The following is a 26,072-nucleotide window of genomic DNA, read 5'->3' on the forward strand; positions in this document are numbered from 1 at the left end:
AGGGGTTTCGGAATTTAATCTTGACGATGACCTACTCTCACATGGGGAAACCCCACACTACCATCGGCGATGCATCGTTTCACTGCTGAGTTCGGGATGGGATCAGGTGGTTCCAATGCTCTATGGTCGTCAAGAAATTCGGTAGCCAGGTCGTTCTCTCTTGCGAGATCACGCTCCAGCGAATGGGTATGTGATAGATCTGGTGTTTCGTGAGTGTCACAAACTTTCGGTTCGTTTCGTCTTCACACACCGCAATCTGGTGCCTTCTCAGGTCAGCAAATTGCTTGGGTGTTATATGGTCAAGCCTCACGGGCAATTAGTATTGGTTAGCTCAACGCCTCACAGCGCTTACACACCCAACCTATCAACGTCGTAGTCTTCGACGGCCCTTCAGGGGACTCAAGGTCCCAGTGAGATCTCATCTTGAGGCTAGTTTCCCGCTTAGATGCTTTCAGCGGTTATCTATTCCGAACATAGCTACCCGGCAATGCCACTGGCGTGACAACCGGAACACCAGAGGTTCGTCCACTCCGGTCCTCTCGTACTAGGAGCAGCCCCTCTCAAATCTCAAACGTCCACGGCAGATAGGGACCGAACTGTCTCACGACGTTCTAAACCCAGCTCGCGTACCACTTTAAATGGCGAACAGCCATACCCTTGGGACCGGCTTCAGCCCCAGGATGTGATGAGCCGACATCGAGGTGCCAAACACCGCCGTCGATATGAACTCTTGGGCGGTATCAGCCTGTTATCCCCGGAGTACCTTTTATCCGTTGAGCGATGGCCCTTCCATACAGAACCACCGGATCACTAAGACCTACTTTCGTACCTGCTCGACGTGTCTGTCTCGCAGTCAAGCGCGCTTTTGCCTTTATACTCTACGACCGATTTCCGACCGGTCTGAGCGCACCTTCGTACTCCTCCGTTACTCTTTAGGAGGAGACCGCCCCAGTCAAACTACCCACCATACACTGTCCTCGATCCGGATAACGGACCTGAGTTAGAACCTCAAAGTTGCCAGGGTGGTATTTCAAGGTTGGCTCCACGCGAACTGGCGTCCACGCTTCAAAGCCTCCCACCTATCCTACACAAGCAAATTCAAAGTCCAGTGCAAAGCTATAGTAAAGGTTCACGGGGTCTTTCCGTCTAGCCGCGGATACACTGCATCTTCACAGCGATTTCAATTTCACTGAGTCTCGGGTGGAGACAGCGCCGCCATCGTTACGCCATTCGTGCAGGTCGGAACTTACCCGACAAGGAATTTCGCTACCTTAGGACCGTTATAGTTACGGCCGCCGTTTACCGGGGCTTCGATCAAGAGCTTCGCGTTAGCTAACCCCATCAATTAACCTTCCGGCACCGGGCAGGCGTCACACCCTATACGTCCACTTTCGTGTTTGCAGAGTGCTGTGTTTTTAATAAACAGTCGCAGCGGCCTGGTATCTTCGACCGGCGTGGGCTTACGCAGTAAATGCTTCACCCTCACCGGCGCACCTTCTCCCGAAGTTACGGTGCCATTTTGCCTAGTTCCTTCACCCGAGTTCTCTCAAGCGCCTTGGTATTCTCTACCCAACCACCTGTGTCGGTTTGGGGTACGGTTCCTGGTTACCTGAAGCTTAGAAGCTTTTCTTGGAAGCATGGCATCAACCACTTCGTGTACTAAAAGTACACTCGTCATCAGCTCTCGGCCTTAGAATCCCGGATTTACCTAAGATTCCAGCCTACCACCTTAAACTTGGACAACCAACGCCAAGCTGGCCTAGCCTTCTCCGTCCCTCCATCGCAATAACCAGAAGTACAGGAATATTAACCTGTTTTCCATCGACTACGCTTTTCAGCCTCGCCTTAGGGACCGACTAACCCTGCGTCGATTAACGTTGCGCAGGAAACCTTGGTCTTTCGGCGTGGGTGTTTTTCACACCCATTGTCGTTACTCATGTCAGCATTCGCACTTCTGATACCTCCAGCAAGCTTCTCAACTCACCTTCACAGGCTTACAGAACGCTCCTCTACCGCATCACCTAAGTGATACCCGTAGCTTCGGTGTATGGTTTGAGCCCCGTTACATCTTCCGCGCAGGCCGACTCGACTAGTGAGCTATTACGCTTTCTTTAAAGGGTGGCTGCTTCTAAGCCAACCTCCTAGCTGTCTAAGCCTTCCCACATCGTTTCCCACTTAACCATAACTTTGGGACCTTAGCTGACGGTCTGGGTTGTTTCCCTTTTCACGACGGACGTTAGCACCCGCCGTGTGTCTCCCATGCTCGGCACTTGTAGGTATTCGGAGTTTGCATCGGTTTGGTAAGTCGGGATGACCCCCTAGCCGAAACAGTGCTCTACCCCCTACAGTGATACATGAGGCGCTACCTAAATAGCTTTCGAGGAGAACCAGCTATCTCCGAGCTTGATTAGCCTTTCACTCCGATCCACAGGTCATCCGCTAACTTTTCAACGGTAGTCGGTTCGGTCCTCCAGTTAGTGTTACCCAACCTTCAACCTGCCCATGGATAGATCGCCCGGTTTCGGGTCTATTCCCAGCGACTAGACGCCCTATTAAGACTCGCTTTCGCTACGCCTCCCCTATTCGGTTAAGCTCGCCACTGAAAATAAGTCGCTGACCCATTATACAAAAGGTACGCAGTCACCCAACAAAGTGGGCTCCCACTGCTTGTACGCATACGGTTTCAGGATCTATTTCACTCCCCTCTCCGGGGTTCTTTTCGCCTTTCCCTCACGGTACTAGTTCACTATCGGTCAGTCAGTAGTATTTAGCCTTGGAGGATGGTCCCCCCATATTCAGACAAAGTTTCTCGTGCTCCGTCCTACTCGATTTCATGACCAAGAGATTTTCGCGTACAGGGCTATCACCCACTATGGCCGCACTTTCCAGAGCGTTCCGCTAATCTCAAAGCCACTTAAGGGCTAGTCCCCGTTCGCTCGCCACTACTAAGGGAATCTCGGTTGATTTCTTTTCCTCAGGGTACTTAGATGTTTCAGTTCCCCTGGTTCGCTTCTTAAGCCTATGTATTCAGCTTAAGATACCTAACTTATGTTAGGTGGGTTCCCCCATTCAGACATCTCCGGATCAAAGTCTGTTTGCCGACTCCCCGAAGCTTTTCGCAGGCTACCACGTCTTTCATCGCCTCTGACTGCCAAGGCATCCACCGTATGCGCTTCTTCACTTGACCATATAACCCCAAGCAATCTGGTTATACTGTGAAGACGACATTCGCCGAAAATTCGCGATTAAACTCACAAATTTTACCTTAGCCTGATCCGTTACCAGTGAAAGTAACGTTCAGTCTATCTTTCTATCACATACCCAAATTTTTAAAGAACGATCTAATCAAAGACTAGAAATCAACATTCATCACCGTCTTGGTGGAATGCTCATTTCTAAGCTTTCAACAAACAGAAGCAGTAGTGGTGGAGCCAAACGGGATCGAACCGTTGACCTCCTGCGTGCAAGGCAGGCGCTCTCCCAGCTGAGCTATGGCCCCGTATTTCTACAGGCGTTTCCCACACAAAATTGGTGGGTCTGGGCAGATTCGAACTGCCGACCTCACCCTTATCAGGGGTGCGCTCTAACCAACTGAGCTACAGACCCAATTTCGGGCTGCTTCTTATCGTCTTCTTCAATGAATCAAGCAATTCGTGTGGGAACTTATGGAGCAGCTGATGTCGTCGATTAAGGAGGTGATCCAGCCGCAGGTTCCCCTACGGCTACCTTGTTACGACTTCACCCCAGTCATGAATCACACCGTGGTAACCGTCCTCCCGAAGGTTAGACTAGCTACTTCTGGTGCAACCCACTCCCATGGTGTGACGGGCGGTGTGTACAAGGCCCGGGAACGTATTCACCGCGACATTCTGATTCGCGATTACTAGCGATTCCGACTTCACGCAGTCGAGTTGCAGACTGCGATCCGGACTACGATCGGTTTTCTGGGATTAGCTCCACCTCGCGGCTTGGCAACCCTCTGTACCGACCATTGTAGCACGTGTGTAGCCCAGGCCGTAAGGGCCATGATGACTTGACGTCATCCCCACCTTCCTCCGGTTTGTCACCGGCAGTCTCCTTAGAGTGCCCACCATGACGTGCTGGTAACTAAGGACAAGGGTTGCGCTCGTTACGGGACTTAACCCAACATCTCACGACACGAGCTGACGACAGCCATGCAGCACCTGTCTCAATGTTCCCGAAGGCACCAATCCATCTCTGGAAAGTTCATTGGATGTCAAGGCCTGGTAAGGTTCTTCGCGTTGCTTCGAATTAAACCACATGCTCCACCGCTTGTGCGGGCCCCCGTCAATTCATTTGAGTTTTAACCTTGCGGCCGTACTCCCCAGGCGGTCAACTTAATGCGTTAGCTGCGCCACTAAGAGCTCAAGGCTCCCAACGGCTAGTTGACATCGTTTACGGCGTGGACTACCAGGGTATCTAATCCTGTTTGCTCCCCACGCTTTCGCACCTCAGTGTCAGTATCAGTCCAGGTGGTCGCCTTCGCCACTGGTGTTCCTTCCTATATCTACGCATTTCACCGCTACACAGGAAATTCCACCACCCTCTACCATACTCTAGCTCGTCAGTTTTGAATGCAGTTCCCAGGTTGAGCCCGGGGATTTCACATCCAACTTAACGAACCACCTACGCGCGCTTTACGCCCAGTAATTCCGATTAACGCTTGCACCCTCTGTATTACCGCGGCTGCTGGCACAGAGTTAGCCGGTGCTTATTCTGTCGGTAACGTCAAAACAATTACGTATTAGGTAACTGCCCTTCCTCCCAACTTAAAGTGCTTTACAATCCGAAGACCTTCTTCACACACGCGGCATGGCTGGATCAGGCTTTCGCCCATTGTCCAATATTCCCCACTGCTGCCTCCCGTAGGAGTCTGGACCGTGTCTCAGTTCCAGTGTGACTGATCATCCTCTCAGACCAGTTACGGATCGTCGCCTTGGTGAGCCATTACCTCACCAACTAGCTAATCCGACCTAGGCTCATCTGATAGCGCAAGGCCCGAAGGTCCCCTGCTTTCTCCCGTAGGACGTATGCGGTATTAGCGTCCGTTTCCGAGCGTTATCCCCCACTACCAGGCAGATTCCTAGGCATTACTCACCCGTCCGCCGCTCGCCACCAGGTACAAGTACCCGTGCTGCCGCTCGACTTGCATGTGTTAGGCCTGCCGCCAGCGTTCAATCTGAGCCATGATCAAACTCTTCAGTTCAAACATCTTTGGGTTTTTAAGAAACCCTAAACTTGGCTCAGCAATCGTTGGTTACATCTTTGATTTCTCGCGGAGTAACTTGTGATGCTGATAATCTTGTTGACTATCAGTCTGACTCCACAAGCACCCACACGAATTGCTTGATTCAGTTGTTAAAGAGCGGTTGGTTAAGATCTTTCGTCTCAACCGAGGCGCGCATTCTACAGCAGCCTCTGTTGCTGTCAAGCGGTTATTTTCAGAAGTTTTCAAAGTTTCGCTTGGAAATCTTTAACAACTTCAACCACTTGCGCTTCCGATCTCTCGTTAGCGGGAGGCGAATTCTACAGCGTTACTCGCTGCTGTCAACACCTCTTTTTCTCCGCTTTCGACCGAGATGATCGAACCGTCAATAAGGCGAAAACACACGGCCTTACCAACTCCTTCTGGCTTCGATGAACTGAAGCGTAACCGCTGTCGAAAACTGCGTAACTCTTTGTTTACCAAGGAGTTTTCCGTTTCGACTGCGCCGGAAGTGGGGCGAATTATAGACTTCCAGAATCTGCCGTCAACCCCTGATTACGCCTTTCTGGCAGAAGGTGCCTTTTTAGCTGTTAAACGTGGAATCCGGCGGGTTACAGGCGGCAATCTCAACACCAACAACAACGCACCTATAAAAGCATAGATCGCCCACTCCTTCAGATCGGCACGCACGATCCACAACATATGCAGCAATCCAAGCCCGAGAACCACATAGACCAACCGATGCAACTTCTTCCAGCGAGAACCCAAACGCCGCTGACTGTAGCGATTGGAGGTAACCGCCAATGCCAACAAACAGAGAAATCCCAGGACCCCGACAATAATGTACGGCCGCTTGCGCAACTCGATACCCAGCTGCGACCAATCAAAGCCAAGGATGAACGCGGTGTAACCGCTCAAATGCAGAACCACATAAGCGAAGCACCACAACCCCAACTGCCGTCGAACAGCAATCCACCCCGCCCAACCCGTGAGTTTCTGCAAAGGCGTCATGCTTAATGTAATGAGTAGCAGGACAAGCGTCCCCAGCCCTAGGCGATCAACCAGTACCTTGCCCGGATCTGGCCCCAACACATCTCCCAAGGCCTGATACAACCAAAGCAGCGGCCAAATCGCTGCAGCGATGAAGACGCCAATACGCCAGAACGGATATCGCATCAGTAATTCTTCCGCAGATCGAGCCCTGTATAGAGAGAAGCGACTTCATCCGAGTAGCCATTGAACATTTGCGTGTCCCGCACATTGGGCTTGAACAGTCCGCTCGGCAAACGCCTTTCCCGCGCCTGGGTCCAACGCGGGTGATCGACTGTCGGGTTCACGTTCGCATAAAAGCCATACTCATCCGAGGCGATACTCTGCCAAGTGGTTTTCGGCTGCTCGCTGACCAAGCTGATCCGCACGATGGATTTAATGCTCTTGAAGCCGTACTTCCAAGGCACCACCAGACGCAGCGGCGCACCGTTCTGATTCGGCAACTCACGCCCGTACATGCCCACAGCAAGAATCGCCAACGGATTCATCGCTTCATCCAGACGCAACCCTTCTACATAAGGCCAGTCGATCAAGGCAAAGCCGGAACGCTGCCCAGGCATACTCTTGGAATCCTGCAAGGTTTCGAAGCGAATGAATTTAGCTTTGGACGTTGGCTCAACTTCCTTGAGCAAGGCAGAGATGGGAAAACCGATCCACGGAATAACCATCGACCAAGCCTCTACACAGCGAAGACGATAGATGCGTTCTTCCAGTTGATAAGGCTTCATGAAGTCTTCCAGCGCATACCGCCCCGGCTTCCCCACCTCCCCGTCCACCACCACGCTCCAGGGTTCGGTTTTCAGCGCACCGGCGTTGGCCGCAGGATCACCTTTATCGGTACCGAACTCATAGAAGTTGTTGTAGTGGGTCGCATCCTTGAAAGGTGTGATCGCCTCGTCTTTGACGTTGACCGCCCCCCATCTGGTAGAAGGAAGCTTTTCGGAAAACCAGGAGGGCGCCTTGCCAGGCTCGACATCAGCATAACGCGCAACATCGTCGGCACTCGCCCAACGCGGCAGACTGCTCACTGCCAAACCGGCGACGGCGGCACCTAATACACTGCGACGAGAAAGGTAGAGGGATTCAGGCGTGACGTCCGACTCATGACAGTCAGACGCTTTGGGGACTTTGATCAGCATGACAACTCCGCAGCTTTGGAGGACAGATGCACCCATAGACTGCGGAGTATGAGGGAAATTACATCACTCGGCTTTTTTGTGCCTACGAAGGCGCAACAGGTACTGGACCGGCCCGGAAGCCGCATAGCCGAGGAACACCAGCAGCAGGATGCGCGGCGGATCACTGAACACAACGGCGAATACCAATACCACCGCAAGGATCGCGACAAAGGGAACGCGCCCTTTCAGGTCCAGCTCCTTGAAGCTGTTGTACTTGATGTTACTGACCATCAGCATGCCAGCGGCGGCAACCATCAGTGCAACCAGGAACGACATCTTGGAACCCTGAATGCCGTAGTCGCTGAATGCCCAGACAATGCCCGCAACCACACCGGCGGCAGCCGGGCTGGCCAGACCGATGAAGTAACGTTTGTCTGCGGTGCCGACCTGGGTGTTGAAACGTGCCAGACGTAATGCCGCCCCCGCTACATAGATGAAGGCCACCATCCAGCCGACCTTGCCCATATCGCCCAAGGCCCAGCCGAATGCCAACAATGCCGGCGCCACACCAAAGGCAACCATGTCCGACAGCGAGTCGTACTCGGCACCGAAAGCGCTTTGGGTATTGGTCATACGGGCAACACGACCGTCGAGGCCGTCGAGCACCATGGCGACGAAAATCGCGATCGCGGCAAACGCAAAATATTTGCTCGCGCCGATGGCATCACCGGCACTCAAGGCACTCTGGGCGCTCATCGAGTTGATGATGGAATAGAACCCTGCGAAGAGGTTCGCAGTGGTGAACAGATTCGGCAGAAGATAGATACCACGATGCCGGACTTTACGACCTTCAGCGTCATGCCCTTCTTCGATGTGTTCATCGATGGGCAGAAGGCTTTCGGCGTCAGAAGCCTGCTTTGGCTCTTCGGGACGTTCGCTCATGGACATTTACCTTGTAACGGGTGGAAAGTTTCGACAGGTGTCTGGGACGACGGTTCGGCTACAAACAATGCAGCTTTATACCAGAACCGGCGGATCCAAACGAAAAAACGCGGCCTAGGCCGCGTTTTCCGTACAAGCTCGGGACTTAGTTCTTGGCTTTGTCGACGATCTTGTTGGCACCGATCCACGGCATCATGGAGCGCAGTTGCTCACCGATGATTTCGATACCGTGAGCGGCGTTGTTACGACGCTTGGCGGTCATCGAAGGATAGCCGGTGGCGCCTTCGCTGATGAACATCTTGGCGTATTCGCCGTCCTGAATACGTTTCAGGGCGTTGCGCATGGCCTGACGGGATTCGGCGTTGATCACTTCCGGACCGGTCACGTACTCGCCGTACTCGGCGTTGTTGGAGATCGAGTAGTTCATGTTGGCGATACCGCCTTCGTACATGAGGTCAACGATCAGCTTCAGTTCGTGCAGGCATTCGAAGTAGGCCATTTCCGGCGCGTAGCCAGCTTCAACCAGGGTTTCGAAACCGGCTTTTACCAGTTCAACGGTACCGCCGCACAGAACGGCTTGTTCGCCGAACAGGTCGGTTTCGGTCTCGTCCTTGAAGGTGGTTTCGATGATGCCGGTACGACCGCCACCAACGCCAGCGGCGTAGGACAGTGCAACGTTTTTGGCGTTGCCCGAAGCATCCTGGTAGATAGCGATCAGGTCAGGGATACCGCCGCCTTTGACGAACTCGGAACGCACGGTGTGGCCCGGAGCTTTCGGCGCGATCATGATCACGTCGAGGTCAGCACGTGGCACAACCTGGTTGTAGTGAATCGCGAAACCGTGGGAGAAGGCCAGAGTGGCGCCTTTCTTGATGTTCGGCTCGATTTCGTTCTTGTACAGGGCAGACTGGAACTCGTCCGGGGTCAGGATCATGACCAGGTCGGCAGCCGCTACGGCGGAAGCAACGTCAGTCACTTTCAGGCCGTGGGCTTCAGCTTTGGCAACAGTAGCCGAACCTTTACGCAGACCAACAGTAACGTCAACGCCGGAGTCTTTCAGGTTGCACGCTTGAGCGTGGCCCTGGGAACCGTAACCGATGATGGCAACTTTCTTGCCCTGGATGATCGACAGGTCGCAGTCTTTTTCGTAATAAACTTTCATGAAATTCCCCTCTATATCCTGGCCGTTCAGGCCATTCGCTAATTTGGTTTAGATGCTCAGTACTTTGTCGCCGCGGGCAATCCCGGTGACGCCACTGCGTACGGTTTCCAGAATCGAGGCAGTCCCGATCGATTGAATGAAGCTGTCGAGCTTATCGCTGGTACCGGTCAATTGAACGGTATACACGCTAGCGCTGACATCAACGATCTGCCCACGATAAATATCGGTGGTGCGCTTGATCTCGGCGCGCTGGGCGCCGGTGGCCTTGACCTTGACCAGCATCAGTTCGCGCTCGATGTGAGCACTCTCCGACAGGTCGACCAGTTTTACCACTTCGATCAGCTTGTTCAGGTTCTTGGTGATCTGTTCGATGACTTCATCATGGCCGACAGTGGTCAGCGTCAGACGCGACAGGGTCGGGTCTTCGGTGGGAGCCACGGTCAGGCTTTCGATGTTGTAGTTGCGCTGCGAGAACAGGCCGACTACACGAGACAGAGCGCCCGGTTCGTTTTCCAGAAGCAAGGAAATAATGTGCCGCATGATTAAGTACGCTCCGTCTTGCTCAGCCACATATCGCGCATGGAGCCGTCTTTGATCTGCATCGGGTAGACGTGCTCGCTGGTGTCGACCGAAATATCGATAACCACCAGGCGATCTTTCATGGCGAACGCCTCTTCCATCTTCGACTTCAAATCTTTCGATTCGGTGATGCGCACGCCAACGTGACCATAGGCCTCGGCCAGCTTGACGAAGTCAGGCAACGATTCCATGTAGGAGTGCGAGTGGCGGCTGCCATAACTCATGTCCTGCCACTGGCGAACCATACCCAGTACACCGTTGTTCAGAATGACGATCTTCACCGGCAAACCGTATTGCAGGCAGGTCGACAGTTCCTGAATGTTCATCTGGATGCTGCCCTCGCCCGTTACGCAGGCGACGTCATCATCCGGGAAGCTCAACTTGATGCCCATGGCCGCCGGAAAACCGAAGCCCATGGTGCCCAGGCCACCGGAGTTGATCCAACGGTTTGGCTTGTTGAATGTGTAGTACTGCGCAGCGAACATTTGGTGCTGACCCACGTCGGAGGTCACAAAGGCGTCGCCCTTGGTCACTTCGCACAGGGTTTCGATCACGGTCTGCGGCTTGATCACGCTGCCGTCGCCCTTGTCATAAGGGAACAGGCCGCGGTCACCGCGCCACTCATCAACTTGCTTCCACCAGCTGGCAACGGACTCCTTGTTCGGGGTCTCGCCGATTTCCTTGAGGATCGCGACCATTTCGGTCAGGACACTCTCGACCGGACCGACGATAGGAACGTCTGCCTTGATGGTCTTGGAGATCGAAGCCGGATCGATGTCGATGTGAATGATCTTGGCATTCGGACAGAACTTGGCCGGGCCGTTGATCACGCGGTCATCGAAACGTGCGCCGACTGCAAGGATCACATCGGCATGGTGCATCGCCAGGTTGGCGGTGTAGCTGCCGTGCATGCCGAGCATGCCAATGAACTGACGGTCGGTGCCAGGGTAGGCACCCAGGCCCATCAGGGTATTGGTCACTGGCAGGTTGAGCATCTTCGCCAGTTCGGTCAGCGGTGCGGAGCCACCACCGAGAATCACGCCGCCGCCTGCATAAAGTACAGGACGCTTGGCCGCCAGGAGCATTTCGGCTGCCTTGCGGATTTGCCCGGAGTGACCGCGAACGGCCGGACTGTAGGAACGCAGCTTGGCTTTTTTCGGGAAGATATATTCGAACTTCTCGGCCGGGTTGGTCATGTCTTTCGGGATATCGACAACGACCGGACCAGGACGACCGGATTGCGCCAGGTAGAACGCCTTCTTCATGACTTCCGGGATTTCCGACGCATGCTTGATCATGAAGCTGTGCTTCACGATCGGCCGGGAGATACCGATCATGTCGGTTTCCTGGAATGCATCGGTGCCTACCAAGGTGCTAGGCACCTGGCCGGAAATGATCACCATCGGAATGGAGTCCATGTAGGCCGTGGCAATACCGGTGATGGCGTTGGTTGCGCCCGGGCCGGAGGTGACCAGTACCACACCGGCTTTACCGGTGGCACGGGCATAACCGTCAGCCATATGGGTCGCAGCCTGCTCGTGACGAACCAGGATGTGGGTCACTTCCGGTTCTTTGAACAGGGCATCATAGACATGAAGAAGAGCACCACCCGGGTACCCGTAGATATATTTGACGCCTTCGTCACGCAAAAAGCGGACGAGCATCTCACCGCCAGATAAAAGCTCCACGTTGTTCACCTCTAAAACGCCAGAATACCGCCCACATACACAGAGGACGGGTCTTAATAGGTTTACTTCTCGGCAGAGCATGAGCGACGGTGGTCGCCGACTACGTCAGCACTGACTGAGCAAGTATTGGGATCGTCCCAAGTGTTGCGGGCCTTTCCCACCCAGCGCGAGGTAACGCGTTGCGGGTGTAACAGGTCGGCGCGGATGTGCGCCTCATGATCTACCGAGTGGGTCTGCTTCTGGCAGTCCCTCTACAGCGGACTTTGGATTCTTCTGTTTCGCCCATCGCAAGTCAAGCCGTCAATGTGCTTTATTCGAACTAAGCGCATGAGAACGCAAGAAAAAACCTTTAAACCGCAACTGTGTTAGCTTCGATTGCGCACCCATGACAAGGAAATGGCATGCGAACGTTCTTCTTCACCGCCGGCTTGCTGATCAGCCTGAGCCCTTTGTGCATGGCGGGTCAGATCTATAAATGGGTCGATGCCCAGGGCGTTACCCATTTTGATGCGCAACCGCCCCCAGGCCAGGAGCCCACCCTCGTGGTGACGCCCGCCCCGCCCGTCGGCAAACCGAGTACGCCAGCGCGCAGCAACGCCATAGGCGATCAACGGGCTATCGACAACAAAGTGAAAAAACAGGTCGCCGAGCAGCAAGACCAGCTGAAAGCATTCTGCGAACAGGCCCGAACGAACCTGGCTCAACTGCAGAATAATCCGCGATTACGGGAGGAGGTCGACGGCGAGACGCGCCGCCTGACCGACCAACAACGTCAGGAGCGCATGACCGAAGCACAGAAACAGATTGGGAAAAACTGCCAGTAGGTACTGTAGGAGCTGTCGAGTGAAACGAAGCTGCGATCTTTTGATTTTGCTTTTAAAAACAAAGTCAAAAAATCGCAACCTCACTCGACAGCTCCTACAACGGACCGGGGTCAGCGGGAGGCGCTGATCAACAGGTCGAATTCTTTGAGCAAGACCTGTAGCTGCCGATCCTTGCCCTGGACGTTGCGGGCGGCGAAGACCATTTCGGCCATCTCCTGGATCCCCGATGCGTTGGGCAGCGGCAGATCCTGTTCAAGGATGGTCTTCATCCGCGGCAGGAAGATCCATTGCAGCCATTGCTCGAAATCCAGCGTATCCACCGAAAACGGCTCGACACTGGATAGCGCTTCGGCGGACGGTGCAACATCGTCCCACCAGCCCTGAACGCGCAGTTCACGCTCGATCAACAGCAACTGCTCGGCAATCTTCGGGAAGCGTGCATCCATCACAGCGAGACCTTGGCCTTCTGACGTGCCAACGCTGCACCGGCGGAATCACCCTGCTTCTCACGAGCCTGGGCGATCAATTCCCACAGGCTGGCCTGAAGGGCCGGACGACCACTGGCGAACGTCAAACCACGACGAGCGAATTGCTCGGCCTGTGCCGCATCGCCTTGGGCCATACGCACCTGGGCCAGGCGATAAAGCACTTGCGGCTCACGCGGCGCGACACGCTGGGCGCGCTCGAGACTGGAGGACGCGCCATTAAGGTCGCCGCTGGCCTGTTGCTGCTGGGCAGTGGTCAACAACGCCAGGACCGGACCGTCCAGTTGCTCATCGGCAGACAAGCCACCGGAACTCGCCGAAGGAATCCCGCTCGGCGTCGATGGCATGCTGTAGCTGCCCTGGTTGATCGGTGCCGACTGGACCGGCGAGGTATCGATCGGCCCCGGAGTGATCGGGCCCGGGGTAATCGGCGAAGTGCTGATCGGGGCCGAGGAAACAGCGCCACCACCCGGCACCATCACCACAACGCCAGTGTCACCTTGCGGGATTGCCTGAGTCTGGCCTTGCACAGAACGTTTTACCGTCGTCTGACGGTAACCGCCATTCGCCTGTATCCGTTCACTGTTCGAAACGGCGCTGCCGGAATCCACAACCGGAATCGAACCACGCTGTACGGTGGAGCAGCCGCTGAGCAAAGCCACGGCGGTCACTGCTGGAATCAACCACTTGTTCACTTGAAACCCTCTTCACTTAATTCATCCAGCCCTTGACCCAATCCATCACCGATTCGCCGGAAGCAGGGCCTTCGCCACCGCAAGCGGGACCAGGAGGCGGTTCGCTGCCGCGAATATACGGCATCTGCACTGCGCCTGGGCAGCTGCCTTCAGAACCTTGCCCGGTGCGCGAATCGACCCACGCCTGAACAATGTTGTCCGGCTGCGGCATGTCCAGCGGCAGCGGATCGGCCTTGCGCATGAAACTGGTCCAGACCTGCAACGCACCGGTAGCACCGGTGAACGGCGTCTTGCCGTTATCATCGCGCCCCAGCCAGACCACCGCCAGCAGATCCTGACTGAAACCGGCGAACCAGCTGTCCCGCGAATCGTTACTGGTACCGGTTTTGCCGGCCAGGGTCAGGGTCTTCGGCAACACGTTGTAAACCGAACTACCGGTGCCTTCACGCATGACCCGTTGCATGGCGCTCTGGATCAGGTAAATAGACGCGGGATCGAATTGCTGCTGAATCTGGAAGGGATAACGCTTGAGCGGCTCGCCCTCGGCCGTCAGCACGCTGCGAATCCCGCGCATCGGCGTATTGAACCCGCCGTTGGCCAGTGTCTGGTACATGGTCGCCACTTCGATCGGGGTCATGCCACCGGCACCGAGCAACATCGACGGGAACGCCGGGAATTCGCGACTTACGCCCAAGCGCGCCAGGGTCTTCAAGACATTCGGCACGCCGACCGCCAACCCGAGACGCGCGGTCGACAGGTTGTAGGAATGCGCCAACCCTTGATAAAGGAACACCGTACCGTGGGAACGGCGATCATAGTTCTGCGGTTTCCAGACCTGACCGTCCGCGCCTTTGACCGAGAAGTAGTCGTCTGACAGCCAACTGGTCAGCGTGTACTGGCTCGGTTTCTCAAGGGCTGTCAGATAAACCGCCGGTTTGATCAACGAGCCGATCGGTCGTACCGCGTCCAGCGCCCGGTTGAAACCGGCGAAACTCGCCTGACGACTACCGATCATGGCCTGGACTTCGCCAGTTTCCGGATTGGTCACGACCATGGCCGCCTCAACCTCATCGGAACCCTTGCGCCCAGACAGACGTTTGAACGTGTCGTTGACCGACGCTTCGGCTTTCATCTGCAGGATCGGGTCGAAACTGGTGAAGATCCGCAGACCTTCTTCGGTCAAGTCTTCGTCGCGATAGTCTTCGCGCAACTGACGTTTAACCAGGTCGAGGAAGCCCGGGAACGAGCTGTCGGCCAACTTGCCGCGAGTGGTCACACCCAGTGGCATTTTCTTCGCTGCCTCAACCTGCTCGGCGCTGGCAACGCCTTGCTCCCCCAGAACATCGAGCACCAGATTGCGCCGCTCCAGCGCCCGCTCAGGGTTGCGACGCGGGTTGTAATAGGACGGCCCCTTGACCATGCCCACCAACAAAGCGACTTGATGCAATTTCAGTTCGGACAATGGCTGCCCGAAGAAGAACTGGCTGGCCAGGCCGAAACCGTGCACCGCGCGCTGACCATCCTGGCCGACGAACACTTCATTGAGGTAAGCCTCAAGAATTTCGCGCTTGTCGTAATGCAGCTCAAGCAACAACGCCATCATGGCTTCGGTGAGCTTACGGGTCAGGCTGCGTTCGCTGGTGAGGTAGAAGTTTTTGACCAACTGTTGCGTCAGCGTACTGCCGCCCTGGGTCATCTTGCCGCCCGAGGTGTTGACGTAGATGGCTCGGGCGATCGACTTCGGCGACACGCCCCAGTGGCTGTAGAAATCCCGGTCTTCTACGGCAACCAGGGTTTCGAGCAAATACGGCGGCACCTGATCGATCTTGATCAGGATGCGGTCTTCAAGGTTTTTCGGGTAAATCCCGCCGATCAGCAGCGGCTCCAGCCGCACCACAGAAAGCTTCGAACCGTTGGTCGCCGAGAGCTCGGCCACGTAATCGCCGGAGAAGCGCACCCGCACGGGCTGAGCCTGCTCCATGCCTTCATAGAACTGGAAGCCTCGGGTATTCAAGTCGACGGTATTGCCATTGACCGCTGCCGCGCCGGGGCCGTTGCTGACGGCTTCACGTCGGTAACCCAGGGCATCGAGTTCGGTGAGGAAGTCTTCCTTGCTCAGCTTCTGGCCAGTGAACAGCTCGAGTGGGCGTGCATACACCTTGGCCGGGATGGTCCAGCGCTTGCCGGAGAACTTTTCCTGGACCACAGCGTCGAGGTAAACCGCGAACCCGGCAAGCGCCACAAGGCCGACCAGGCTGAGTTTAAGGGCCCATCCCAGCCAAGGGCGCAGGCCTTTGGAAGGTGGTTTTTTGGGAGTGCGGGGGGATCGAGTACGAGTCATGGCGGCGGATTATACGCACTTTATTCATACTCAACAGAAGCCCGCTGAGGTTTGCGTCGGGCGGACTTGCGGCCATAATGACGGCCTTGAATTTTCCCCAGACTCTGAAGGATCGCCTGTGAGCCAGTCCCTGATCGCTGCCCTGCAAAACCCGGCCCTCTACCCGCATCCCGTAGAAGGGTTCCAGGTCATCGAGACCCATATTTCCTGGGTGCTGCTCACCGGCCCCTATGCTTATAAGGTGAAGAAGCCAGTGAATTTCGGCTTCCTCGATTTCACCAGCCTCGAGGCTCGCGAGCATTTCTGCGCCGAAGAACTGCGTCTGAACCAGCGCCTTACCCATGATTTGTATCTTGAAGTGTTGCCAATTACTGGCAGCGCCGAGGCGCCACAACTGGGTGGCGATGGCCCGGTTGTCGATTACGCCCTGAAAATGCGTCAGTTCCCACAGAGCCAATTGCTCAGCACCTTGCAAGCCAACGGCGAATTGACCACCACGCACATCGACGAGATGGCTGCGCAGATCGCTCAATTCCACCTCAGCGCGCCGAAAGTGCCTGCCGAACACGAAGCCGGCACGCCGGACAGCGTCATGGCGCCGGTACGGCAGAACTTCGAGCAGATCCGCCCGTTCCTCAGCGACAAGGCCGATCTGCTGCAACTCGATGCGCTGCAAGCCTGGGCCGAAAGCAGCTTCGAACGCCTCAAGCCGTTGTTCGCCCAGCGCAAGGCCGACGGTTTCATTCGCGAATGCCACGGCGACATTCACTTGGGCAACGCCACCGTGATCGATGGCAACGTGGTGATCTTCGACTGCATCGAGTTCAACGAACCGTTCCGCTTCACCGACGTTTATGCCGACACCGGTTTCCTGGCCATGGATCTGGAAGACCGTGGCCTGAAGTGCCTGGCGCGCCGTTTCATCAGCCAATACCTGGAGCTGACCGGCGACTATCAGGGCCTTGAGCTGCTGAACTTCTATAAAGCCTACCGCGCACTGGTTCGCGCCAAGGTCAGCCTGTTCAGCATGCCGGCCGAGGCCGATCCGGTGCAGCGCGCCACCACCCTGCGCCAGTACCGCAACTACGCCAACCTGGCGGAAAGCTACAGCACCATTCCTTCGCGCTTCCTGGCGATTACCCACGGTGTTTCCGCTGTCGGCAAGAGTCACGTGGCCATGCGCCTGGTGGAAGCGCTGGGCGCCATTCGCCTGCGTTCCGATGTCGAGCGCAAGCGTATGTTCGGCGAGCAAACCGTACCGAACGAACCGCAGGCCGGCATTTATAGTGCGCACGCCAGCGCTGCTACCTACAACCGTCTGCATGAAGTTGCCGGTGTAATTCTGCGAGCCGGTTTCCCGGTAGTGGTCGATGCCACGTACCTCAAGCGCGACCAACGCGACGGCGCGGCAAAAATCGCCGAAGCCACTGGTGCACCGTTCCTGATCCTCGACTGCGACGCACCACAAACGGTGATCGAAAGCTGGTTGAAGCAACGTCAGGCAGACAATAACGATCCGTCCGACGCCAACCTGACCGTTATCGCCGCCCAGCAAGCCAGCCGCGAGGCCCTGACGCCAGCAGAAATTCTGTGCAGCAAACGCGTCCAGACCAATGAAAGTGGCACGCTCGATACTGTCGTTGCGCAGATTCGCCAACGCCTGCCAGGCCTGTAAAAAACTATTTCAACCGTGAAGCCTTCGCCGGCTTCACGGCTGCCAAATAGTGGCACTATACTGGCGTCATAAAACCATCAGGTGATGCAACATGAGCCAGCCGAAACTTCTCGACACCCCGCTTTATGCCTTGCTGCACAAAGACGACATCACAGGCTTTAACAATGAACGCCCGAAAGATGGACCTATCGACATGGTCGGTGGCGACTTCCGTGGTCTCGATCTGCGTGAATTGAACGCCGACGGCGTCGATTTCTCCGATGCCTATTTCCGCTCTGCCGACTTGCGCGGCATCGACTTTCGCAACGCCTCTCTGGAAGGCGCGAGCCTGGCCCACGCGCAGATCTCAGGCGCCTACTTCCCGCCCGAGCTGAGTGCCGATGAGATTCTGATGTCGATGAATTTCGGGACGCGACTGCGTTATCGCACCCACTAAAACCGACGTTCTATCAAGTCCGGCGCCCTTGCCTTGCGCTGGACTCTGTACTTTTTTTCCCCTGAAACTCAATTCTCCGCCCGTCTTCTGACTGCACCCGCAGCTTTTTCACGCCGCTTCTTGAGCCCTCTTCTTAGAAGCTTTTGCGTCGAAACCGACCAAACAATCACGCTTTTCCTACTGATGGCTACACTGCTGAGAGGCTCGCCCACGCACCGTTCGGCTGTCGCAAGGAGGCTTGATGAATGATGAACTGCAACACCTGAAAAATCTTGGCAAGACGTCGGCGCAATGGCTGCATGCCGTGGGCATCCACAGTGCCTCGGACTTGCGCCGGCTAGGAGCTGTGGATGCTTATCGGGCCGTGCGCACGCGCGGTTTTCGGGCTTCCAAGGTGTTGTTGTATGCGATTGAAGGCGCACTGATGGATGTTCACTGGAACGACATTCCCGCCGAACGCAAAGAAGCCTTGAACCAACAGCTGGATGCTATCTCGTCACGCCACAAGATTTGAACGGATGTAATTTCGCTTGAGCACATCCTGAAAACTAATAATTGCAGGGCCTTCACCAAGGGAACTGGTGAGATCCACAGAAATTGAAAATCAGCGGTTGACTTGATAATGAGAATCGCTATTATTATCACAACTGGTCGCGAGACTAGTCGATATTCTGAAAAGCCCTTGGTTCGGACTCTCAGATTATCTCCTCATCAGGCTAATCACGGTTATTTGACCCGGCTCTTGTCGGGTCTTTTTTTGCCTGTGGAAAACTCGCCAGGTTTTACTGCCCTGACTGCTTGCCGAACTGCTTACGCATTTGCGCGCAGTAATCCTGCGGTGGCGTGGCGGGCGTATACCAGACGTAATCGGCCATCGCCGGCGCGACCTCAGCGCCCTCCTCTGCCAGCATCAATACCGTTGGCGCTTCAGGTTCACCCAGATCCAGCACATGGATCGGCACCCCGACATCCTTGCGTGCGTGGTACGCGCCGGCAAACAGCAGTGAAGGCGTCGGTGCGGCCAGGAATCGCCCGGCCATCCGCCGATCACGCTGTTGCTGGACGGCCAGCATCGCGGGCATTTGCGATGTGGGCAGCAAGCCGCAGTGGGAGTCGCTGATTTGTGCCAGCAACGTCTTCTTGACCATCGGGGCGTTGGAGCGCGAACCGCTCAATGTCGGCGGTTTGGCATAGACAGTACGGACTTCAACCGTGTCCAGATTGGCCGCCAGCAATGGGTACGGCTGAGTCAGGGCAAAACCGACGATCGGCCCATACAGGTTCCAGTCCCAACCCGATTGCCAGGCCAATGCAGTGGGCAAGTCAGCGGGTAGCGGTGAAGACTGCCGTATATGATCGACGCGCACTTGTTGATCCGGCGTGAGCATTTCCAGCAGCAAACTGCCTTGAGGCCGCTGCTCATTCAGTGCCTGCAATAACCACAATTGCAGTTGATGGTGATCACGATTGTCATGCTGCTCGCCGACGATCAATCGCGAAGGCTTGGCTAACCGCGCAAGCAGTTCCTGCGCTGTCAGGGTTTGACCGCTGCGCAGGTCCCGGATCTCGCCGCCGACGGGTGGCGGTACCACCGGCACATGCTGACAGGCACTCAGTAACAGCACAGCCAGGATCACCATCACACGCATGTTCTCACCTCGATGAAATGCTCAGCGGGCGATGATCAGCGGATGCCCACGCTCCGGGTGCGGCTGCACCAGTACTTCCAGCCCGAACACGGCCTTGAGCGGTTCCGGGCGCAGCACCTGCTCCGGCGTGTCCAGCGCCACGGGACGCCCACCTTCGAGCAGTAACAGACGATCACAATAACGTGCCGCCAGATTCAGATCATGCAGGATCACCAGCACTGCGGCGCCACGATCAGCAAACTCGCGCACTGCTTGCAGAGTAGTGTGCTGATGCAGCGGGTCGAGCATCGACGTCGGCTCATCGAGCAACAACGTTTGCCCCGCCTCCCCCGGCCAGAGTTGCGCCAGCACCCGCGCCAGATGCACCCGCTGACGCTCGCCGCCAGAAAGTGCCAGATAGCTGCGTCCACTCAGGTGCCGCGCATCAGCCGCGTCCAGCGCGGCGGCGACGATTTCGTCATCCCGCACCCGCCCGCTTTGATAGGGCAGACGGCCCATGCCGACCACTTCTTCGACGCGAAAGGCAAAGTCCAGGGTCGACACCTGCGGCAACACCGCCAAACGCTGGGCTCGCTGCGCCCCGCCCCAATCACTCAGCTCACGCTCATCGAGCCAGACACTGCCGTGGTCCGCCTTCAATTCGCCGCAGAGCGCGCCGAGCAATGTGCTTTTGCCGGCACCGTTGGGGCCCAGCACGCCGAGGACTTCGCCCGGTTTGAGTTCAAGCGTGATGTCCGTGAGAACAATCTTTCGACCGCGCCGGATTTGCAGATTCTGCGTTCGCAACATCAGGCACGCCCTCTGAGCAGTAGATACAGAAAGAACGGTGCGCCAATGAAGGCTGTGACGATCCCGATCGGCAACTCGGCCGGCGCCAAGGCCAGCCGCGCCACCAGATCGGCAAACAACATGAGACTGGCCCCCGCCAATATCGACGCAGGCAATAGCACCCGATGATCGGGGCCGGCCAGCAACCGCACCAGATGCGGCACCACCAGGCCGACAAACCCGATCATCCCCGCTGCCGCGACCGCCGCGCCGACGCCCAGCGCCGTGCAGAACACCAGTTCGCGCTTGAGGCCTTCGACGTCGATGCCCAGGTGACCGGCCTCCGACTCCCCCAGTAACAATGCATTCAAGGCCTTGGCCCGACGCGGCAACCACAGCGCCACACCGGCGCTCACCAGCAGCAACGGCCAAAGTCGCGAATAACTGGCGCCGTTAAGGCTGCCCAGGTTCCAGAACGTCAAGGTGCGCAAAGTTGCGTCATCCGCCAGATAGGTGAATAACCCCACCGCTGAACCGGCCAGGGCAGTCAATGCAATACCGGCCAGCAGCATGGTGGCGACGTTGGTCTGGCCATTGCGTCGCCCCAATCGATAAACCAGCGCCGTTACACCCAGCCCGCCGAGAAACGCGCACACCGACAACAGATAAGGCCCGAAGGATTCCGGCAGACCGCCGAACACCGAGCCGCCGACAATCGCGATGGCGGCGCCCAATGCTGCGCCACTGGAGACTCCCACCAATCCCGGATCGGCCAGAGGGTTGCGAAACAAGCCCTGCATCGCCACTCCGGACAACGCCAGCACACCGCCCACTGCCAAGCCCAGCAAGGTTCGCGGCAAGCGAATCTGCCCCAGGATCAGCTCGGCCTGCTCCAGCCCGTCAGGCGCGATGGGTAAGCCAATCAGCCGCAACGCCGCGCGCAAGGTATCGAACAACGGCAGACTCACCGGCCCCAACGCCAGCGACAGCCAGATCGCCAGCAAACACAGCAGGCTCAGGCCAATGAATAATGCACGGGGTTTAACCAGAAGGATCATTGGCCGGCCGTACCGGGATAGAACGCACAGAGTGCAGCAACGCGGGTACTCAGGCGCATAAACAGCTTCCTTTAAAGGTTTTCCCGGGCATCGAGAGGGCAGGCCAAGTATCCTCGGCATCCGACGCTCGCCCTGTGGGTGAGCAGCCATTTGATAATTGCTTGCATTTGAACGTCAAGCTCGGACCTATCAGGTCACGAGCTGCGGGACTTTGAGGATAGACATGAAGTTTCTTTGCACAGGCGCCGAATTGGCTGACGCCAGCAGTCGCGGTTTCGACGTCGACGGTCAGAAACTTCTGGCCGTGCGCCGGGGTGGTCGGGTGTATGTGTATGAAAATCGCTGCCCGCACCGGGGCGTCGGACTGGAATGGAAACCCGACCAGTTTCTCGACCCCAGCAACAGCCTGATCCAGTGCGCCACCCATGGCGCGCTGTTTCTGATCGAAGACGGCGAATGCGTCGCCGGCCCATGCGCCGGGCAATCCCTGACCACCATCCCCTGCCACGAAGACAAGCAAGGGATCTGGGTCACGCCCTAACCGTTTAACAACACTTCCAAACGCCGATCGACCACCATCTCTTCGTGGGTCAAGTGCACACCATACGCCAGCACTTCGACCCCGCACGCCACCGCTTCGCGTAACGCCGCCGCGTAGGCCGAATCGATTTCTTCCGCAGGACGCACGGAGTCGATGCCGGTCAGGTTCACGCAATACAGCTGCACGGCACGAATTCCGTCCCGGGCCAAATGCGCCAACTCCCGCAAATGCTTGGCCCCGCGCTGGGTCACCGTGTCGGGAAATGCCGCCACCAACGAGCCATCGAAGCCCAGGGTGACGCTTTTGACTTCCACATACGCAGGCCCGCTCGGGTAGTCGAGACGGAAATCGATGCGGCTGCTTTCCTGACCGTAGGCCACTTCGCGCTTCAGTTCGGTAAAGCCGTTCAGCTCGGTGATGACATTTGCCCGCAACGCCTCTTCGATCAAACCGTTGGCGCGCCCAGTGTTTACGCAGAACAGTCGCCCCTGTGGGGTTTCGCCGACTTCCCAAGTGCCGGGCAACTTGCGCTTGGGGTCGTTGGAACGGCTGAACCAGACCTGCCCGCCTACGACTTGGCAATTAAGCATCGAACCGGTGTTCGGGCAGTGAATGGTCAGCAACTCGCCGCTAACGGTTTCGATATCAGCGAGAAAACGTTTGTAGCGACGAATCAAGCGACCTTCTTCGAGGGGAGGATGAAAACGCATCAGCCTTGCCAGCTCTTCAAGCCACGAGCGATCCGTTCAACCGCTTCCTGCAAGCGTGGAAGGCTTTGGGTGTAGGCAAACCGCACGTGATGCCCGGCCTGATAACGCCCGAAGTCCAGACCCGGGGTGATCGCAACGTGCTCGGTTTCGAGGAAATGCCGGCAGAACGCAAAGGCATCGCCGCCGAACTTGCTGATATCGGCGTACAAGTAGAAGGCGCCTTCCGGCTCCACGGCGATACCGAAGCCCAATTCCCGCAGGGCGGGCAACAGGAAATCACGACGTCGACCGAACTCGACGCGGCGCTCCTCGAAAATTTGGATGGTGGCGGGTTCGAAGCAAGCCAATGCGGCGTGCTGGGCCATGCTCGGCGCGCTGATGTAAAGGTTCTGGGCAAGTTTCTCCAGCTCACCGACCGCCGCTTCAGGCGCTACCAGCCAACCGAGGCGCCAACCGGTCATGCCGAAATACTTGGAAAAACTATTGAGGACGAAAGCGCTGTCATCGACTTCCAGCACGCTGGCCGCATCCGTGCCGTAAGTCAGGCCATGATAGATCTCGTCGACCACCAAATGGCCGTGACGGGCCTTGATCGCGGCGGAGAGCCCGGCCAACTCGTCGCGGGTCAGGATGGTCCCGGTCGGGTTGGCCGGCGAGGCCACCAGGGCACCGACGCTGTCGTGATCCCAGTGACGCGCGATCAGGTCCGGGGTCAGTTGATAACGCACGTCCGGACCTACAGGAACAAGCTGCGCCGCGCCTTCTACCAACCGCAGGAAGTGCCGGTTGCACGGGTAACCCGGGTCTGCCAGAAGCCAATGCTTGCCTGGGTCCACCAGCAATGCACTGGCCAACAGCAATGCGCCTGAACCGCCGGGCGTGATGAGAATTCGTTGCGGATCGATGTTCAGCCCGTAACGCTGCTGATAAAAGCCCGAAATGGCTTCACGCAGCTCGGGAATGCCGCGGGCGGCGGTATAACGAGTCTTCCCCGCAGTCAGCGCGGCCTGGCCGGCCTGGATGATCGGCTCGGCGGTGGTGAAGTCCGGCTCGCCGATTTCCAGGTGAATCACGTCGTGGCCGGCCGCTTGCAGCTCGTTGGCCCGCGCCAGCAGGGCCATGACGTGAAACGGTTCGATAGCGCGACTGCGCGCACTGTAGGACAGAGCCATTAGCCTTCCTTACACGGGAAAAGAATCGATTCTACCCAAGCGCAGGAACGAGCGAGAACCTAAAGCGGTCAGAGCCCATATAACGCTGTTCTCAAACGGTTCAAGCGTATGCTCCAGGTTTGACTAAAATCAATAATTGATCAGGTCTCCAGAGCCGCCAGGCAAGGCTTTGCAATCTTTTGCAAGGTCCACGGGCCGCGGGCTCGACATCCGGGAGTAGCGCGGTCCGATTTGATCTGGTAAGTTCGCCCGCTTGCAGCCGCAGGGCCGGCAGGTGTCGGTGATGGAGCAATCCTGCGCAATGGATTACAAGAGTAGAGGCGGTCCATTTCATGCCCACCCAAGCAAAGCAACAACAGAACCAGTCGATCAGCGGCTTCGAACCCTACAAAGAAGTGAAGGGCGAAGAGTACATGGGCAAGCCCATGCGCGCTCACTTCACCAAGATCCTGAACAAGTGGAAACAGGACTTGATGCAGGAAGTCGACCGTACTGTTGATCACATGAAAGACGAAGCGGCCAACTTCCCGGACCCGGCAGATCGTGCCAGCCAGGAAGAAGAATTCAGCCTCGAATTGCGCGCCCGCGACCGCGAGCGCAAGCTGATCAAGAAAATCGACAAAACCCTGCAATTGATCGAAGACGAAGAATACGGCTGGTGCGAGTCCTGTGGCGTCGAAATCGGCGTCAAGCGACTGGAAGCCCGCCCTACCGCCGACATGTGCGTTGACTGCAAGACCCTGGCGGAAATCAAGGAAAAGCAAGTCGGCAAGTAATCTTTGCGACTTGAACGAAGAACGGAGCGTGCGAACGCTCCGTTTTTTTGTTTCTGACATTTGCTGATTTGTTGCGTATTTAAGATCCCCTTCGCAAGCAAGCTTCGCTCCTACAAAGGCTGGTGCAATTTCCTGTAGGAGCTGAGCTTGCTCGCGAAGGCGGCTTCAAGCCATGCTCAAAACGATTGAACACCCTGACATCACCCTTATGACCACCATCGCCTCCCCCGCCTACATCGGACGCTTCGCCCCTACGCCCAGTGGCCACTTGCACTTCGGTTCGCTGGTCGCAGCACTGGCCTCCTATCTCGACGCCCGTTCGGTCGGTGGCCGCTGGCTGGTGCGCATGGAGGATCTCGATCCGCCGCGCGAAGAGCCCGGCGCTCAAGCGGCGATTCTCAAGGCACTGGAAAGCTACGGGTTCGAGTGGGATGGCGACATGGTCCGACAGAGCGAGCGGCACGCGGCCTATGACGAAGTCATCAATCGCCTGTTCAATCAGGGCCTGGCCTACGCTTGCACCTGTTCGCGCAAGCAATTGGAGCCGTATCACGGCATCTATCCCGGATTCTGCCGCAACGCAGGGCACGGCACCGAGAACGCAGCGATCCGCCTGCGTGTACCGGAGCTGGAATACCACTTCATCGACCGGGTGCAAGGCGAGTTCCGTCAACATCTTGGCCGGGAAGTCGGCGATTTCGTGATCCGCCGCCGCGACGGGCTCTACGCCTATCAATTGGCGGTAGTGCTGGACGATGCCTGGCAAGGCATCACCGATATCGTGCGCGGTGCCGATTTGCTGGATTCCACGCCACGCCAGCTCTATCTGCAAGAACTGCTCGGCCTGCCACAACCGCGCTACCTGCACATCCCGCTGATTACCCAGCCGGACGGCCACAAACTCGGCAAATCCTACCGCTCGCCGCCGCTGACCGAAGATCAGGCCACGCCGCTGTTGCTGCGCGCATTGCGCGCGCTGGGGCACACACCTGTGACCGAACTGAATGACGCCACGCCACGAGAAGTGCTGAACTGGGGAATTGCCCACTGGGACGCATCGCTGATCCCGCGCACACTGACGCTGCCTGAAGCGCAACTGCAGTGATGCCACTTGCAGTGGCGCGCCCATCCGTTACCATCGCCGCACGTTTTCGGGCACGCGCATAAAAAAGAGAG

At 57.0% G+C, this 26,072-nt stretch carries 21 protein-coding genes, 2 tRNA genes and 3 rRNA genes; 7 read left to right on the forward strand and 19 right to left on the reverse strand.

Annotation, left to right across the window (positions count from 1 at the left end; genetic code table 11):
* Positions 1-18: 18 nt before the first annotated feature.
* From rrf to AB3226_RS10015, 11 genes are all read right to left on the reverse strand, one after another.
* A 5S ribosomal RNA gene (gene rrf / locus AB3226_RS09965) occupies positions 19-134 on the reverse strand.
* A gap of 161 nt (positions 135-295) precedes the next feature.
* Positions 296-3,187, reverse strand: a 23S ribosomal RNA gene (locus AB3226_RS09970).
* A gap of 236 nt (positions 3,188-3,423) precedes the next feature.
* Positions 3,424-3,499: transfer RNA gene (locus AB3226_RS09975), tRNA-Ala, on the reverse strand.
* 30 nt (positions 3,500-3,529) lie between these two features.
* Positions 3,530-3,606 (reverse strand) — tRNA-Ile (locus tag AB3226_RS09980).
* An 82-nt stretch (positions 3,607-3,688) separates the two neighbouring features.
* Positions 3,689-5,227 (reverse strand): 16S ribosomal RNA (locus AB3226_RS09985).
* The 16S, 23S and 5S rRNA genes sit together here with 2 tRNA genes alongside, the layout of an rRNA operon.
* A gap of 555 nt (positions 5,228-5,782) precedes the next feature.
* Entirely contained in the window at positions 5,783-6,403 is a 621-nt protein-coding gene (msrQ, locus tag AB3226_RS09990) for a protein-methionine-sulfoxide reductase heme-binding subunit MsrQ (protein ID WP_367372956.1), read from the reverse strand.
* Positions 6,403-7,416, reverse strand: coding sequence for a protein-methionine-sulfoxide reductase catalytic subunit MsrP (gene msrP / locus AB3226_RS09995; RefSeq protein ID WP_367372957.1), 1,014 nt, complete (start codon positions 7,414-7,416; stop codon positions 6,403-6,405). Before msrP ends, msrQ begins: the two co-directional genes overlap by 1 nt.
* 63 nt (positions 7,417-7,479) lie before the next feature.
* Complete coding sequence (gene pssA / locus AB3226_RS10000) at positions 7,480-8,337, reverse strand: CDP-diacylglycerol--serine O-phosphatidyltransferase (protein WP_095055878.1); 858 nt, start codon at positions 8,335-8,337, stop codon at positions 7,480-7,482.
* Between the two features lie 145 nt (positions 8,338-8,482).
* Positions 8,483-9,499 carry a ketol-acid reductoisomerase gene (gene ilvC, locus AB3226_RS10005; protein ID WP_007948647.1) on the reverse strand — a complete coding sequence of 339 codons (1,017 nt, stop codon included), beginning with the start codon at positions 9,497-9,499 and terminating at the stop codon, positions 8,483-8,485.
* Between the two features lie 48 nt (positions 9,500-9,547).
* Positions 9,548-10,039: an acetolactate synthase small subunit gene (gene ilvN / locus AB3226_RS10010; protein WP_003176102.1), complete on the reverse strand. Its 492-nt coding sequence runs from the start codon at positions 10,037-10,039 to the stop codon at positions 9,548-9,550.
* A 2-nt stretch (positions 10,040-10,041) separates the two neighbouring features.
* Positions 10,042-11,766, reverse strand: coding sequence for an acetolactate synthase 3 large subunit (locus tag AB3226_RS10015; protein ID WP_367372958.1), 1,725 nt, complete (start codon positions 11,764-11,766; stop codon positions 10,042-10,044).
* A 401-nt stretch (positions 11,767-12,167) separates the two neighbouring features.
* On the opposite strand from AB3226_RS10015, the gene AB3226_RS10020 reads away from it, so the two are divergent.
* Positions 12,168-12,590 carry a DUF4124 domain-containing protein gene (locus tag AB3226_RS10020; protein WP_367372959.1) on the forward strand — a complete coding sequence of 141 codons (423 nt, stop codon included), beginning with the start codon at positions 12,168-12,170 and terminating at the stop codon, positions 12,588-12,590.
* 110 nt (positions 12,591-12,700) lie between these two features.
* On the opposite strand, the gene AB3226_RS10025 is transcribed toward AB3226_RS10020, so the two are convergent.
* The 3 genes from AB3226_RS10025 to mrcB are packed head-to-tail and all read right to left on the reverse strand — an operon-like array spanning position 12,701 to position 16,111.
* Positions 12,701-13,036, reverse strand: a complete 336-nt coding sequence (locus AB3226_RS10025) for a YqcC family protein (RefSeq protein WP_367372960.1) — start codon at positions 13,034-13,036, stop codon at positions 12,701-12,703.
* Positions 13,036-13,770: a tetratricopeptide repeat protein gene (locus AB3226_RS10030; protein ID WP_367372961.1), complete on the reverse strand. Its 735-nt coding sequence runs from the start codon at positions 13,768-13,770 to the stop codon at positions 13,036-13,038. The genes AB3226_RS10025 and AB3226_RS10030 overlap by 1 nt, the downstream gene beginning before the upstream one ends.
* Before the next feature lie 16 nt (positions 13,771-13,786).
* The gene (gene mrcB / locus AB3226_RS10035) at positions 13,787-16,111 is read right to left on the reverse strand and encodes a penicillin-binding protein 1B (protein ID WP_367372962.1); all 2,325 of its coding nucleotides are present in this window, start codon (positions 16,109-16,111) and stop codon (positions 13,787-13,789) included.
* A gap of 118 nt (positions 16,112-16,229) precedes the next feature.
* On the opposite strand from mrcB, the gene AB3226_RS10040 reads away from it, so the two are divergent.
* The 3 genes from AB3226_RS10040 (at position 16,230) to AB3226_RS10050 (ending at position 18,736) form a co-directional block, all read left to right on the forward strand.
* The gene (locus AB3226_RS10040; protein WP_367372963.1) at positions 16,230-17,786 is read left to right on the forward strand and encodes an AAA family ATPase; all 1,557 of its coding nucleotides are present in this window, start codon (positions 16,230-16,232) and stop codon (positions 17,784-17,786) included.
* Between the two features lie 91 nt (positions 17,787-17,877).
* On the forward strand, positions 17,878-18,222 hold the full coding sequence (locus AB3226_RS10045; RefSeq protein WP_367372964.1) for a pentapeptide repeat-containing protein: 345 nt from the start codon (positions 17,878-17,880) through the stop codon (positions 18,220-18,222).
* Positions 18,223-18,463: 241 nt separating this feature from the next.
* Positions 18,464-18,736 carry a TfoX/Sxy family protein gene (locus AB3226_RS10050; protein WP_367372965.1) on the forward strand — a complete coding sequence of 91 codons (273 nt, stop codon included), beginning with the start codon at positions 18,464-18,466 and terminating at the stop codon, positions 18,734-18,736.
* A gap of 268 nt (positions 18,737-19,004) precedes the next feature.
* Here the strand turns inward: AB3226_RS10050 and AB3226_RS10055 are convergent, their stop codons facing one another.
* The 3 genes from AB3226_RS10055 to AB3226_RS10065 are packed head-to-tail and all read right to left on the reverse strand — an operon-like array spanning position 19,005 to position 21,643.
* Positions 19,005-19,871, reverse strand: coding sequence for a ChaN family lipoprotein (locus tag AB3226_RS10055; RefSeq protein ID WP_367372966.1), 867 nt, complete (start codon positions 19,869-19,871; stop codon positions 19,005-19,007).
* Positions 19,872-19,892: 21 nt separating this feature from the next.
* Positions 19,893-20,660 carry a heme ABC transporter ATP-binding protein gene (locus tag AB3226_RS10060; RefSeq protein ID WP_367372967.1) on the reverse strand — a complete coding sequence of 256 codons (768 nt, stop codon included), beginning with the start codon at positions 20,658-20,660 and terminating at the stop codon, positions 19,893-19,895.
* On the reverse strand, positions 20,660-21,643 hold the full coding sequence (locus tag AB3226_RS10065; protein WP_367375779.1) for a FecCD family ABC transporter permease: 984 nt from the start codon (positions 21,641-21,643) through the stop codon (positions 20,660-20,662). The genes AB3226_RS10060 and AB3226_RS10065 overlap by 1 nt, the downstream gene beginning before the upstream one ends.
* A 277-nt stretch (positions 21,644-21,920) precedes the next feature.
* Here AB3226_RS10065 and AB3226_RS10070 point away from each other — a divergent pair, with 277 nt between their 5' ends.
* A complete protein-coding gene (locus tag AB3226_RS10070; protein WP_367372968.1) occupies positions 21,921-22,238 on the forward strand; it encodes a Rieske (2Fe-2S) protein in 318 nt (105 codons plus the stop codon).
* Here AB3226_RS10070 and sfsA read toward each other — a convergent pair.
* Positions 22,235-22,948 (reverse strand): DNA/RNA nuclease SfsA, encoded by a 714-nt coding sequence (sfsA, locus tag AB3226_RS10075; RefSeq protein WP_367372969.1) that lies wholly within the window; start codon positions 22,946-22,948, stop codon positions 22,235-22,237. The two genes, AB3226_RS10070 and sfsA, sit on opposite strands and share 4 nt — an antisense overlap.
* Entirely contained in the window at positions 22,948-24,120 is a 1,173-nt protein-coding gene (locus AB3226_RS10080) for a pyridoxal phosphate-dependent aminotransferase (RefSeq protein WP_367372970.1), read from the reverse strand. Before AB3226_RS10080 ends, sfsA begins: the two co-directional genes overlap by 1 nt.
* A gap of 332 nt (positions 24,121-24,452) precedes the next feature.
* On the opposite strand from AB3226_RS10080, the gene dksA reads away from it, so the two are divergent.
* On the forward strand, positions 24,453-24,896 hold the full coding sequence (gene dksA / locus AB3226_RS10085; protein WP_030130357.1) for an RNA polymerase-binding protein DksA: 444 nt from the start codon (positions 24,453-24,455) through the stop codon (positions 24,894-24,896).
* Positions 24,897-25,104: 208 nt separating this feature from the next.
* Positions 25,105-26,001, forward strand: coding sequence for a tRNA glutamyl-Q(34) synthetase GluQRS (gluQRS, locus tag AB3226_RS10090; RefSeq protein ID WP_367375780.1), 897 nt, complete (start codon positions 25,105-25,107; stop codon positions 25,999-26,001).
* Positions 26,002-26,072 lie beyond the last annotated feature (71 nt).

The organism is Pseudomonas lini (assembly GCF_964063345.1).
GTDB lineage: Bacteria > Pseudomonadota > Gammaproteobacteria > Pseudomonadales > Pseudomonadaceae > Aquipseudomonas > Aquipseudomonas lini_B.

Bases quoted from the DNA above. Each gene is read 5' to 3' on its own strand.
- msrQ (WP_367372956.1), bottom strand. From the start codon at position 6,403: ATGCGATATCCGTTCTGGCGTATTGGCGTCTTCATCGCTGCAGCGATT.
- msrP (WP_367372957.1), bottom strand. From the start codon at position 7,416: ATGCTGATCAAAGTCCCCAAAGCGTCTGACTGTCATGAGTCGGACGTC.
- pssA (WP_095055878.1), bottom strand. From the start codon at position 8,337: ATGAGCGAACGTCCCGAAGAGCCAAAGCAGGCTTCTGACGCCGAAAGC.
- ilvC (WP_007948647.1), bottom strand. From the start codon at position 9,499: ATGAAAGTTTATTACGAAAAAGACTGCGACCTGTCGATCATCCAGGGC.
- ilvN (WP_003176102.1), bottom strand. From the start codon at position 10,039: ATGCGGCACATTATTTCCTTGCTTCTGGAAAACGAACCGGGCGCTCTG.
- AB3226_RS10020 (WP_367372959.1), top strand. From the start codon at position 12,168: ATGCGAACGTTCTTCTTCACCGCCGGCTTGCTGATCAGCCTGAGCCCT.
- AB3226_RS10025 (WP_367372960.1), bottom strand. From the start codon at position 13,036: ATGGATGCACGCTTCCCGAAGATTGCCGAGCAGTTGCTGTTGATCGAG.
- mrcB (WP_367372962.1), bottom strand. From the start codon at position 16,111: ATGACTCGTACTCGATCCCCCCGCACTCCCAAAAAACCACCTTCCAAA.
- AB3226_RS10045 (WP_367372964.1), top strand. From the start codon at position 17,878: ATGAGCCAGCCGAAACTTCTCGACACCCCGCTTTATGCCTTGCTGCAC.
- AB3226_RS10050 (WP_367372965.1), top strand. From the start codon at position 18,464: ATGAATGATGAACTGCAACACCTGAAAAATCTTGGCAAGACGTCGGCG.
- AB3226_RS10055 (WP_367372966.1), bottom strand. From the start codon at position 19,871: ATGCGTGTGATGGTGATCCTGGCTGTGCTGTTACTGAGTGCCTGTCAG.
- AB3226_RS10060 (WP_367372967.1), bottom strand. From the start codon at position 20,660: ATGTTGCGAACGCAGAATCTGCAAATCCGGCGCGGTCGAAAGATTGTT.
- AB3226_RS10070 (WP_367372968.1), top strand. From the start codon at position 21,921: ATGAAGTTTCTTTGCACAGGCGCCGAATTGGCTGACGCCAGCAGTCGC.
- sfsA (WP_367372969.1), bottom strand. From the start codon at position 22,948: ATGCGTTTTCATCCTCCCCTCGAAGAAGGTCGCTTGATTCGTCGCTAC.
- AB3226_RS10080 (WP_367372970.1), bottom strand. From the start codon at position 24,120: ATGGCTCTGTCCTACAGTGCGCGCAGTCGCGCTATCGAACCGTTTCAC.
- dksA (WP_030130357.1), top strand. From the start codon at position 24,453: ATGCCCACCCAAGCAAAGCAACAACAGAACCAGTCGATCAGCGGCTTC.
- gluQRS (WP_367375780.1), top strand. From the start codon at position 25,105: ATGACCACCATCGCCTCCCCCGCCTACATCGGACGCTTCGCCCCTACG.